Source organism: Thiocapsa sp. C2-2m, assembly GCF_041903745.1.
GTDB lineage: Bacteria > Pseudomonadota > Gammaproteobacteria > Chromatiales > Chromatiaceae > Thiocapsa > Thiocapsa roseilacustris.
Window position 1 is genome coordinate 50,042 of record NZ_JBBWVD010000029.1, and the last position, 12,381, is coordinate 62,422.

The 12,381-nt window shown below is 64.0% G+C and carries 8 protein-coding genes; 5 read left to right on the forward strand and 3 right to left on the reverse strand.

What is annotated here, in order from left to right; translation table 11 throughout:
* Positions 1–191 precede the first annotated feature (191 nt).
* Together AADX97_RS20615 and AADX97_RS20620 are read left to right on the forward strand one after the other, a co-directional pair.
* Entirely contained in the window at positions 192–332 is a 141-nt protein-coding gene (locus AADX97_RS20615) for a hypothetical protein (RefSeq protein ID WP_374233705.1), read from the forward strand.
* Positions 333–511: 179 nt separating this feature from the next.
* Positions 512–1,222: a hypothetical protein gene (locus AADX97_RS20620; RefSeq protein ID WP_374238745.1), complete on the forward strand. Its 711-nt coding sequence runs from the start codon at positions 512–514 to the stop codon at positions 1,220–1,222.
* Between the two features lie 68 nt (positions 1,223–1,290).
* Here AADX97_RS20620 and AADX97_RS20625 read toward each other — a convergent pair whose 3' ends face one another.
* Positions 1,291–2,067: a L,D-transpeptidase gene (locus AADX97_RS20625; protein ID WP_374233703.1), complete on the reverse strand. Its 777-nt coding sequence runs from the start codon at positions 2,065–2,067 to the stop codon at positions 1,291–1,293.
* A gap of 178 nt (positions 2,068–2,245) precedes the next feature.
* Here AADX97_RS20625 and AADX97_RS20630 point away from each other — a divergent pair, with 178 nt between their 5' ends.
* The 3 genes from AADX97_RS20630 to AADX97_RS20640 all read left to right on the forward strand — a co-directional run bounded on the left by AADX97_RS20630 (position 2,246) and on the right by AADX97_RS20640 (position 3,183).
* Positions 2,246–2,371, forward strand: coding sequence for a hypothetical protein (locus tag AADX97_RS20630; protein ID WP_374233702.1), 126 nt, complete (start codon positions 2,246–2,248; stop codon positions 2,369–2,371).
* 207 nt (positions 2,372–2,578) lie between these two features.
* Positions 2,579–2,833, forward strand: a complete 255-nt coding sequence (locus tag AADX97_RS20635) for a type II toxin-antitoxin system HicA family toxin (RefSeq protein ID WP_374233701.1) — start codon at positions 2,579–2,581, stop codon at positions 2,831–2,833.
* Positions 2,830–3,183 (forward strand): type II toxin-antitoxin system HicB family antitoxin, encoded by a 354-nt coding sequence (locus AADX97_RS20640; protein WP_374233699.1) that lies wholly within the window; start codon positions 2,830–2,832, stop codon positions 3,181–3,183. The genes AADX97_RS20635 and AADX97_RS20640 overlap by 4 nt, the downstream gene beginning before the upstream one ends.
* A 111-nt stretch (positions 3,184–3,294) precedes the next feature.
* Here AADX97_RS20640 and AADX97_RS20645 read toward each other — a convergent pair whose 3' ends face one another.
* Both AADX97_RS20645 and AADX97_RS20650 read right to left on the reverse strand, forming a co-directional pair.
* Positions 3,295–11,967 (reverse strand): GH36-type glycosyl hydrolase domain-containing protein, encoded by an 8,673-nt coding sequence (locus AADX97_RS20645; RefSeq protein ID WP_374233698.1) that lies wholly within the window; start codon positions 11,965–11,967, stop codon positions 3,295–3,297.
* A gap of 247 nt (positions 11,968–12,214) precedes the next feature.
* On the reverse strand, positions 12,215–12,370 hold the full coding sequence (locus AADX97_RS20650) for a hypothetical protein (RefSeq protein WP_374233696.1): 156 nt from the start codon (positions 12,368–12,370) through the stop codon (positions 12,215–12,217).
* Between the last annotated feature and the right edge of the window lie 11 nt (positions 12,371–12,381).

Here is a 12,381-nt window from a genome sequence, read left to right on the forward strand (position 1 = left end):
CCGGTGATGCCGGCGCTGACAAACGGCGCCGTGACGGCTAGACTGATCGCCAGGCATCGAGATTGGATGCTGGGCTGGTCGTGTACAGACAAACGGATGTGTGTGGGTGATGCCGGCAGTCAAGCATCGACATCGCCGCCGTATTGTCGGTAGCGTGAATTTCCAATAAAAACCAAAATGGGTAACGACAGATGAACAACATCTCGACAAGCGCTCTTCTTCTCGCCATCACGTTGGTGCTGCTGCTCTCGGCCTGCAGCACGGCCTCGAAGCACGAGCCGGCGCCGGCCGCCGCCGCGCCGATGTATGAGCCAAAACCCGATCGCAATTGATACGCTCTCGGTCTTCCATCCTATTTGCTGTCAACCTTGAGATCGACGATCTCCAGTTGGCAGCAAACGTCGAGGGTGGAATCCCGGATGATGCATAAAGCCCTTCAGCTTCATGTTGGCGAGAGCCTTTGGGGATTCGTGTAGCGACATCGATGCTTTTCCGGCCCGCTGCGATCGGGGTGTTGACGATACTCGTCGTCCAGACTGGTTTGGTTGGCGCCGCCTCGTCATCGCCGATTTTGGATAACGATCGGGTATCGTCGGTTTCGAGACCACTTCCACCAGAGTACGTGATCGACGCGGACGGGTCAGTCACGCTGCGAATTTGCTTTAACTGGTCATGTGCGCGCAGACAGACCATGACCTTCACGCCCGCGGATATGGCTCTTCTAAAAAGGCATATGGCGGTTTGTCCGGGCACAAGTCTTCACGATCGATTACAGCATGTGCGTATCGGCATCTGGCAAATGGAGGTGCTGGCACAGAAGTATCAGCCGTTGTTGGCGAACGACCTTGCCATTAACGATTTCGAGGCGGGAGTCGAGGGGAGGATGGATTGCGTCGATAGCGCCAGCAACACCACGACGTATCTGCATATTCTTCGGGATATTCGGGAATTGCCCGGCTGGACGGTCGCATCGCCCAAAGTGCGCGGTCTCTTCGATGTCACGGCGGTTCACTGGACGGCCGTCATCATCGACAACGAGAGCGGGCATCCTTGGAGCGTTGACTCCTGGTATCGTCCAAACGGCCATCTGCCGATGGTCATGCCCTTGGCGAGCTGGATCGACAAGAAGAAGGCATGGAACCCGCCTTTCGCACGTCTGAATTCGACACCGCACTCAATCGACGAGCTCTGCAAAACGAATTTTCACGTTTTAATCGATTAATCGATGAAACCGCGCCCGGTCGGACAGTCACGGAGGCTGCCGAGGTTGCTCCAGTCCAAGAACACCGCCTAAAGCGCCGGGCGCTGTTTCGTTTCCGGCATGACATAGACAATGCCGACCGTCCCCGCAAACAGGCGATGTATCACGTCCGTAAAGAATTCCGGTGGAACATTGATGCAGCCATAGGAAATACGGTTATCGAGCGGCGTTGGACTGGCTAGGCGTTGCGGTCGGCGCTGCTCGGGTATGCTCGTCACGACCGGATGCATGGAGATGGCATTTTCGTAGTCCAGCCAGAGGATTTCCTTGCCATGGGAATTGCGCCCCATCGCCGTCAGGAAGCGCCCCGCGGGCGTTGTACGATCCTCGGGGGGGATGCGTGACATCCGCATGTCGCTAATGCCGGGGGCGACGTGATCACCGATCCCCATACCCAGCAGCACGGGGGCCGCGCCCTTGAGCTGTCCGTCCACGCTAAAGACATAGACCTTGGCGTTGACCTTATCGACGATCGCGAACGGCATGTTGAGATTGTCTCTTGAAGCGACAACCCAATCCGCCGTCTCCCGTGTCCTGCGCGATGCGTTCTCCGACCCAAAGTTGGCCCGCCCGGAGCTCAATGGCCTGGCCGGTTTCGGTTCCATCACGAACGGAACCTCGGCCTCTTGCGCATAGCTTGCATTGAGCATCGGGTTGGCTAGCTGAGCGGCATCGTCCGCCTTCGTGGCCAGGCGCGGGCCGCACCCGACAATCAACAGACTGCAACACAGACTGAATGCCTGAATCCTGTTGCGACCGCGCGCTTGGCGCCAGCCGCCGGCTACTGGTGGCTCTATTGCACCCATTTTCGATTCCCCCTGCGGCAGATCCTCCCCATGCTCGGCGATGTCGTGCCGGTGGTCAATGAGTTTGTCGCGAATCCCCTGCTTGGCTTATGTCTATGACTCCGATGAGACGACGGGCGGCTTTCCAGGGACGCCCGGCCTATAATGGCGGTCTTTTCGCGTTCAGGGAGCAGCGGGCATGGTCGACCAAGCCGTCGAGACATTCATCCAGCGCTGGGGCGGCGGGATCAGCTACGGCGGCAATGAGCGCGCCAACCTGCAAATGTTCATCACTGAGCTTTGCACCCTGCTCGGTCCGCTGTAGAAATCCCGAGACCGTTTGAGCCTCGTGCAGCACGGCAGATGTGTCTGGACCGTTCGTTGTCGTTGTCGTCATCGACCATCGACCATCGATACGACAACGACAACGAAGATGATCTCGGACGGTCTCGGAATTTCTGAACCCTTGCACTAGCCTGGCCGCTCCCATCGACTGATTGCATATGTTCTATTTTTTGCTATCGTTCTACCCATGAACAGCAGGCACCGCAAGACCCGTGAGGCGATCTTCACCGAGCCCGTCAACGGGAATCTGGAGTGGTCGCGGATCGAAGCGCTGCTGGTCGCCGTCGGCTGCCTGGTGATCGAAGGCAGCGGATCGGGCGTCACCTTCGAGAAAGTCGGCCGTAAAGCCAACTTTCATCGGCCGGATCCGCGCAAAGAGGCGCTCAAATACCGCGTCAAGCAGGTGCGCGAATACCTCACACAACTCGGCATGACTCCATGAGCGCAACCAACGTGATGCACTATCGCGGTTATCAGGCCAGCATGACCTTTGACCCGGACGACAAGATCATCGTCGGGCGCGTACTGGATATCGACGACATCATTGGTTTTCATGGCGAATCGGTCAGCGAATTCGAGCAAGCCTTTCGCGAATCGATCGACAGTTACCTGGAAGCCTGCGCCAAGCTCGAACAAGAGCCCGACAAGCCCGCCTCGGGCCGGCTGATGCTGCGTGTCGATCCGGCGATTCATGCCGCCGCGCTCAAGGCCGCCAAGCGCAGCCGCACCAACCTCAACCAATGGGCCGCGCGGGTCCTGGCCAAGGCGGCTTGTGAAGGTCACTCGGACTGACGGGCGCTGTGGTCTGAGGTCCATCGCGCCTTCTTCGTCTATGGATTCGCCAAGAGCCGGCAGTCCAACATCGGCGAAGAGGAAGAGTCCTCGGAACATGGCGCGTGGCGCTTATCCCGACCGCTCACCCCGAACAACCACCTCGACCCGATGCTCCCGCCGGTCGTCCACCAGCGGAATCCCCGGCGAATCCTGCACGACACCGTCCAACGTGATCCGCGTCCCGCCCTCGCGGCTCTGCGTCACGGCGATCCGGTAGAGCGTCTCCCGATAGCGGTAGCTCAGCTTGAACCCGTCCCAATCGGCGGGCAGACAGGGCGCGACATGCAGGGTATCGACCTCGAGCCGCAGCCCCAGCAGAGACTCCAGGATCAACCGATACATCCAGCTCGCCGAGCCGGTATACCAGGTCCAACCCCCGCGCCCGACATGCGGCGACACGCCGTAGACATCGGCGGCGACCACATAGGGCTCGACCTTGTAGGTCGCGATGTCCTCGGGCGAGCGCCCGTGATTGATCGGGTTGATCATGCCGAAGAGTTCCCAGGCCTTCGCCGCATCGCCCAAGCGCGCGAACGCCATCGTTGCCCAGATGGCCGCGTGGGTGTATTGCCCACCGTTCTCGCGCACGCCCGGCACGTACCCCTTGATATAACCCGGATTCAACTCGGAGGTGTCGAAAGGCGGATCCAGCAGTTGAATCAGCCCGGCGTCCCGGCGCACCAGGCGCGTGTCCAACGCCGCCATCGCCGTGCGTGCGCGGCTCGGGTCGCCGGCCCCGGAGAGCACCGACCAGCTCTGCGCGATGGAATCGATCCGGCATTCCTCCAGACTCGCCGAACCCAACGGGGTGCCGTCGTCGAAATAGGCGCGCCGATACCAGCCACCGTCCCAGCCATGCGCCTCGATGTTCATGCGCAACCGGGCGGCCTCCGTCAGGCAGCGTTCGACGAAGGGCTCGTCGCCCTGCGAACGAGCCACCTCGCCGAACTGTGTGAGCACCTCGTAGAGGAACCAGCCCAGCCAGATGCTCTCGCCCCGGCCCTGGATCCCGACCAGGTTCATGCCGTCGTTCCAGTCGCCGGATCCCATCAGCGGCAGTCCATGCTCGCCGAACCGCAGACCGTGCAGGATGGCGCGCACGCCGTGCTGGTAGAGACTCGCCGATTCCTCGGACTGACCGGGGAGATCGTAGTAGGAGTCGTCCTGCCCGCTGACCAGGCGGCCCTCCAGGAATCGGGTCGTTTCGTCCAGCACGCCGGTATCCCCGGTGGCCAGCACATAGCGGCAGGTCGCCAAGGGGAGCCAGAGATAGTCGTCGGAGCAGCGGGTGCGCACCCCACGGCCGGAGGGCGGATGCCACCAGTGCTGGACATCGCCTTCCGGAAACTGACGCCCCGAGCAGAGCAGCAGGTGCTCGCGCAGCAGTAACGGCTCGGCATGGACGAGCGCCATCGCGTCCTGCAACTGGTCGCGGAACCCGAAGGCGCCGCCCGACTGGTAGTAACCGCTGCGCGCCCACACGCGGCAGGCCAGGGTTTGATAGAGGAGCCAGCCGTTGGCCAGGACGTCGAGCGCGGGGTCCGGGGTCTCCACCTGCACGGCGCCCAGGGTGTGTGTCCAATGTGCATGGATCGCCTCCAGCGCGGATCGGGCGGCGGACGCCCCGCGGTAGCGATTCACCAGCGTGCCGGCATCATCGGCGCCGCGCCGACCGGCCACACCGAGACGGAAGACGATTTCATGCGTTTGCCCGGCGGCCAGATCGACGTTGACTTGAAGCGCGGCGCAGGCATCCAGCCCGGCACCGACCTTCCCGGACAGCCTTAAGCGCGTCAACGCGGTCGGCGCGCTCAGGGTTCCGTTGCGCCCGATGAACTCGGTCCGGTCGCCGCTGACGGTCCGAGTCGGATCGTCCACGTCGAAAAAGGCGCGGCGATCCGCGAACTCGGTGTTGTAGGGGTTATGCGCGAAGAGTGCACCGCAGATCGGGTCGATCTCGGTGATGACGTGGAGGGCCGATTTGGGCCGCAGATCCCCGAGCACCCACTCCACATAGCCGGTCGCGGACAGCCGGCGCGCCTGATTGGAGCAGTTGCGCAGCTTGAGCACCGAGAACTTGATCGGTGCGTCCACCGCGACATAGACCCACAGTTCCGAGGCGATGCCGTCCTCGTTGTGCTCGAAGACGCTGTAGCCGAAACCGTGCCGGCTGGTGTACTCAGACGCACCGCCGACGGGCAGCGGCGTGGGCGACCACAGGTGTCCGCTCTCCTCGTCGCGCAGATAGAAGGCCTCGCCGCTCGCGTCGCCGACCGGGTCGTTGTGCCAGGGCGTGAGGCGGAAGGCGTGGGCATTCTCGCTCCAGGTGTAGGCCATGCCGCTCGCCGAGACGACCGTCCCGAAGTGCGCATTCGCCAGAACATTGACCCAGGGTGCAGGCGTCGTCCGGCCGGCTTGGGTCGTGACGACGTACTCGCGCCCGTCGGGGGCGAAGCCGCCCAGCCCGTTGTCGAAGAGACGGAGCGGGCGGCCGGCCGGCTCCGCGTCGCTGACCCATTTGGGCTCGACCCTGCGACTCCATTCGGCAAAACGGCCGCGGGTCGGGCGTAGGCGCGGGATACGCGCTTGCCGCGGAGCGCGCCGACCGAGCTGCTCCGCCAGGGTGCCCCGAGCGTCGCTGAGGATGGCTCGCGCCACGGTTTGGAAGAGGATGCGATCCTCGTTGGAGATCTGATCGGCCGGGCGCACAAAGATGCCGCCGGGTCGATCGATCACATGCGCCTCGGCGCCCGCGGCGATCAGACCCAGGATCTGATCCTGGAGCTGCTGCCGGTAACCGGCGCGATCCTCGTTCCAGATCACCAGATCCACGGTCAGTCCCTTCAGGCGCCAATAGGCATGCGCCTGGACCAACTGATGGACCAGCTCGATGTTCTCCGGGTCGCCGATCTGCACCAGCACCATCGGCACATCGCCGGACACCGCATGGCTCCAGAGCCCGGATTGTCCGCGCCTATTCTGACTCAGCACGCTCGGCTCGGCACGCAGCGAGGCATTGGCGTAGAGGATCGAGCTGGCCAGGCGTCCGTAGAGCTGCACGTCGGACTGGCTGGCATTGATCTGGCGCAGCACCACCTGGCTGTGGGTCCAAGCCAGATCGAAAACGCGATCGGCGAGTCGCTGATCCCGGTACTTCTCGACCAGGCTCACGGCCATCTCGCGATCCTCGCCGATACCGGTGACTCGATCGAGCGTGGCGGATTGATCCGGATCCAGTGTGATGGCGTAGCGGATAACGACGACGGGATCGAGCACCGAGCCGGCGCTGCCAGAGAGTGCCTCATCGCCGTGCATCGCCTGCGGATCGGCAACCGTGCGATCGCGCCCGATAAAGCGCATCCGGTCCGTCTCGTAGGACGGCGCGCCGCAGTCGGCCCCGCGCACCACCATCAGGTGGAACATCCAGGGCGAGGACTCCTCGCGCGAGCGTGGTCGGCGGGTGCAGAGGATCGCCGGTTGCGGGTCGAGGATCTCGGTTTGCACAAAGAGGTTGCTGAAGGCCGGATGCGACGCATCCGCGGCGGGCGGGGCGAGCACGACCTCGGCGTAACTGGTGACCTCGATGACCCGGCGGCTGCGCGAGCGGTTGGTCAGACGCACCCGGCGCAGCTCGATGTCGTCTTCCGGCGAGACGGCGATCTCGGTATAGGACTCGATCCCCCGATCACGACGACGAAACTCGGCGCGTCCCTCCGAGAAGATGGCCTCGTAAGTGTCCGGCTGTTTGAGCGTCGGCTGATAGGCTGTCGACCAGACCTCGCCGCTCGCCAGGTCGCGCACGTAGCAGAAGGTCCCCCAATGGTCACGGGTGGTGTCTTCGTGCCAGCGTGTGACGGCCAGATCCTTCCAGCGACTGTAGCCGCCGCCCGCGTTGGTGAGCATCACATGGTAGCGGCTGTTCGACAACAGCTTGACCTCGGGGATGGGCGTGTTGGGGCTGGTAAACACGCGGATCTCCGCCTCCTGGCTGCTTGCGGTGGTGCGGATGTCGGTGGGCTCGCCGGTCGCATGCAGATAGAAGGAGGGTGTCTTGGGGATGCGCTCCTGCAGCAGCAGGGCGGTCGCCTGAAACATCGGCGCCGCCATGAAGCGCCGCTGCATCGGGCGGTCCAAGAGCAGGTACGCGAGCGACAGAAAACTCATGCCCTGGTGATGGGCCATGAAGGAGCGCACCAGGGCGCTCGTCTGCCCGCGGGGAAGTCGGGACGGCGTGTAGTCGATGGCCTCGTAGAAACCGTAGCGGCCTTCGAACCCGCTCGCGGCGAGCCGCTGGAGATTCCGGCACGCCGCCTCGGGCGCCACCATCAGCGCAAGTGCGGAGGCATAGGGCGCAATGACCAGATCCTCGGCCAGCCAGCGTTTCAGCCCCAGGCCGGGTACGCCGAAGGCACGGTACTGATAGTTCAGATGAAGATCGACGGTGTTGTAACCGGACTCGGACACGCCCCAGGGAACGCCGCGCAACTTGCCGTACTCGATCTGGCGGGCCACCGCCGTCCGATAGGTCTGGTCCAGCAGGGTGTTGTCGTAGGTCGGCATCACCAGCACGGGCATGAGGTATTCGAACATGGAGCCGCTCCACGACAGGAGCGTCGACTCGCCGGCGGCGACGGTCAGCAGGCGCCCCAAGGAAAACCAGCTCTCCTGCGGCAGATGGCCCTGCGCAATCGCCACGAAACTGCCAAGCCGCGCTTCCGAGGCCAGCAGGTCGTAGAAGCTCGCATCCTGGCGCCGCTCGGCGACGTTGTAGCCGATCGCCAAGAGATGACGCGAGGTGTCGTAGAGGAAGTCATAGTCGGCTTCGGCCAGCTCGCCGGCGTGCTGGGCGAGGTGCTCGAGCAGGGCGATTCGCTGGCGGGCAGCGCCGTCGGCGTCCCGGTCCGCTTCCCGTGCAGCGAGCTGACGCAGCGTCAAGGACAGATCGCCGGAGCCTTCCGCGCCGAGCACAACCGGGGCTGCAACCGGGTCCGCCAGTGCGGGCACCAGCAACAGCAGATCATCCAGAACGGCGCGGCATTGGCGGGCCAAGGCCCAGGCCCAGTCGTTTGCGGCGCCGGTGGTGTGCGTATCCAACGCCGACGCCGCGACCTCGGTCGCCGTTGCCAGTGAATCGAGACACTGGCGTGCCGTCGCCAGCGTGTTAGGGGGCGACTCCGAGGCCGACTCCAGTCTCTGGCGTAATCGCGTGAGCGCGGCCTGATGGACGCCGTCTCGATGCGGCTCGGGACCGGCTTGTAGCGCGTCCGCCAGGATCCCGAAGCTGTCCTCGATCCCGTCCAGCCAACGCGGGTTGAGGATCGGCGCGTCGATCAGCGCGAGCAGACCCGGCTGCAAGGTCAGCAGATGACCCGCGAGGTTGCCGCTGTCCACCGACGAGATATAGAAGGGCGCGAGCGGTTTGAGCGTCTGCGTGTCGTACCAATTGAAAAAATGGCCGCGATAACGCTCCATGCCGGCCATCGTGCCCAGCGTGTTGGTGGTGCGCTCGATCAGTCCCGTGGTCGGCAGATAGCCGAAATCATAGGCGGCCAGATTCGCGAGCAGCGACATCCCCATGTTGGTCGGCGAGGTGCGATGCGCGACCACGGGCACGGGATGCTCCTGATAGTTGTCCGGCGGCAGCCAATGATCCTGCGGCCCGACGAACCGCTCGAAGAAGGCCCAGGTCTTGCGCGACAGGGCGCGCAGAAAGCGAATTTGCTCGGCCGTCAGGCGGGCCTCGCGACGCGTCAAGGGGCGGCTCGTCCACCAGGCGATGGTGGGTGCGGCCAGCCAGAGCAAGAGGATCGGCCCCGCGACCATCAACACGGCCGGGTCGAGCCAGGCCAGCGCGGAGATCGTGACCAGGGCGAGCACGGGGGCGATCCACATCCTCCGGTGAAAGGCGACGATGTCCCGGCGCGAGCGATCCAGATCGCATGAGGAGGTCCATTCGAGCAGACGTCGATGGGTGACCCGCATCCTCCAGAGCGTGCGGACCATGGCGTCCAGGCTGAAGTACCCCTCGTACGGGAGACAGGCGACGGTGAAGAGTGCCTGCGCCAGCTGACGGAGCGCCGCGCGCAGCGCGGCCGCGAGGTGATCGAGCCAACGCACGTCGCCCGGCTTCTGCAGGCCGTCCAGGAGCGCGGTCAGCACTGATGGAATCAGGGAGATCCCGAGCACGGCCAGAGTCCAGAGCCCCGGCGACGCCGTAAGTGTCCAGCCCAGCACGAACAGCAGCGTCAGCGCTGCCGGCACGAGACTGCGCCGCAGATTGTCGGCCAGCTTCCAACGCGACAGCGCCGAGAGCGGGTTCTTCCGAAGGCGTCCGTCGAGACCGGGAACGCGCGGCGAGAGCCAACGCGCGATCTGCCAGTCGCCCCGAATCCAGCGGTAGCGGCGGCTTACGTCCGCGCTGTAACAGGCCGGATAGTCTTCGTACAACTGCACATCGGAGACCAACCCCGAGCGGACATGACAGCCTTCCAGCAGGTCATGGCTGAGGATGCGATTCTCCGGAAAACGGCCCTCGAGCGCCTGCTCGAAGACAGCGACATCGTAGATGCCCTTGCCGATGAAGGAGCCTTCTTGGAACACATCCTGGTAGACATCGGAAACGGCATGGGTATAAGGATCAATGCCGGCGTCGTCCCCGTACAGCCGCGCATACCGCGACCGATTGGCTCCGGGCAGACTGACGGCCACGCGCGGTTGCAGTATGCCGTAGCCCTCGGAGACGACCTGCCGCTCGGGGTCGTAGTGCGCCCGATTGAGCGGGTGCGACAGGGTCCCGACCAATTCGCGCGCGGCATCGCGTGGGAGCTGGGTGTCGGTGTCCAGGGTAATGACGTAGCGCACACCAAGCAGGATCGGCGTCTCTCCCACGATCGTTGCAAAGCGATCGTCTGTCCCGCCGCGCAGCAGCGCGTTCAGGTCGGCGAGCTTGCCGCGTTTGCGCTCGTAGCCCATCCAGATCCGCTCTTGCGGATTCCAAAGGCGCGGGCGGTGGAAGAGGAAAAAACAATCGCCGCCGTCGCGCGGGTACTTCGCGTTCAGGGCCTCGACCCCTGCCACAGCCAGCCGGACCAGTGTCTCGTCTTCGGGCTGCGTCTGCGCCGGCGCATCGCGAAAATCGGTCAGCAGGGCGAAGTGCAGGCTCTCATCCCGATTGGCCAGGAACCGCACCTCCAGCCCCTCGATCAGCGCCTCGATGCCCGCCGCGCCGGTGAGCATGCTCGGGGTCACCACCAGGGTGCGCGATTCCGACGGAATGCCGAGTGAACAATCCAATCGCGGCAGCGGATAGGGTGTCGCGAGCAAGGTGGCCAGCCAGTTCACCAGCGCCACCGCGAGCTGACTGGTGCCCAGCGCGGCAGGCACCGCCAGGAGCAGGAGCAGCCAACCAGGCAGGCTGCCGGACTGCGCCAACAGCCCCCCGCTGAAAAGCGCCGTCAACAGCAGGATCACCCCGAGATAGAGGAACAACGGTGATCGCTGACCCCTTCGTTGCAGCGACTCCAGAGTCCAGATGCAGGCCCGCGCCCGATGCTCCAGTCGCGGCAGACCGCGATCGATCAAATAGAAGCCCACATGCGCCGCACGCTCGGCACCATCGTTCCCGACCGCGCCTTCGCGCGCCAGCTCGACCGCCCGGCGCGCCACCTCCACCTCGGACAAGGCGCTGTTCTTAGCAACCTTCTCCACGACGTGTCGATAACGGTCGCGGGTGGCAAAGTCCATCCGGCCGTAGATCCCGCCCGGATCCTCGCGCAAGGTCTGCTCGACCAGGCTCATGGATTCCACGAACTCGCGCCAATCCATCGCCCCGAGGCAACGCAGACTGCCGATGCTGTTGCCGATGGACACTTGATCGGCGGCCTGTTGCTGGTTCTCGACCTGCACCAACTGCTCGATCGTCAGGCCCGACTCAGCGAGCTGCTGCTCGATCCAGGTCAGCGGCAAGGCCAGGGCGGAGCTCTGGCCCTGCAGTCGGCGCGCCAGCTCCGCCACGAAGGCGCTCGACAGGGGCGGGTTCGAGCGCGCCATGTCGGCGATCACCAGGATCAGATTTTTCGGATCCTGCTCGACCATCGCCATCATCTGATCGGACCAGACATCGGCCAGGTTCTGGTCGGTCCGGCTGGCGGCGATGAGGACCGCGACGCGGCGCAGATTCTCGATCAGCGCCAGCCGCAACATGATCGGGATGGCCCACAATTCGCCCAGCCGCAGGGTGGTGACCGTTTGATAGGCCGCGACGAAGCGGTTGAGGTTCTCGGGGTCGACCCGACCATCGCCATGGGCGATGATCTCCAGTGCGAGGTCATAGACACGCGGCAGTCCGGCGGACGGTCCTTGGAGCAGGCGCGGCAGTTCCCGGCTGTACCCCTTGGGGAGATGTCGCTTGGCGGTGCGGATCTGATCTTCGATCAGGTAGAAATTGTCGAGCAGCCATTCGCCGGCCGGCGCGATCCGACGGTTCTCCGTGACGGCGGCCATGAGCAAGCGACAGACGCCGACCAGGATGGTTTCATTCTCGGTCAGGCGAGCGAGCAGACGGTCCGGTGGATGTCCGGGCATCAAGGCATGCGCATCGGCAAGGCGCTTGCCGTGCTCTTCCATCTGCACCGCGCTGAAGAGCTCCGAGCGCAACGGCGGCTCGTCGCCGACAGACGCCTTGATCAAACCCTTACCGGAAAGCCATCTCCTGAATTGGAGCAGGGTGTCGCGAATCGCCAAATGACTCTCCTTTAAACGTCCTATCTCCGACGCGGAGATGCCATCCTCGGAGGACGAAGGTCACCACCGAGTCGTTGTCGTTGTCGTTGTCGTTGTCGATTACGACAATGACTTCCTGCGCCGGCGCTTGTGGACTGCGTGCGCTTGTCCACTCTACAGAGCCGTTCGTCACTCGGGCCATCGTGGCCTGACAACATCGCGTCACATCCCGCCTTCATCAGCTCACGCAACGCGATGGATTCAATGATTACTTATAATGCGACTTGAACGTATTGAAGGAATCCTTGATGGCATCCCAGGCCCGCTCGGTTTCTACTTTGAGCTGCTCCCAGTTGCTTTCCGTAGTGGCCTGCATCTCCTCCAGCCTCTTCTCGCCTTCCTCACGCGTCGCGCGCAGCGCCACGAGATGTGCCC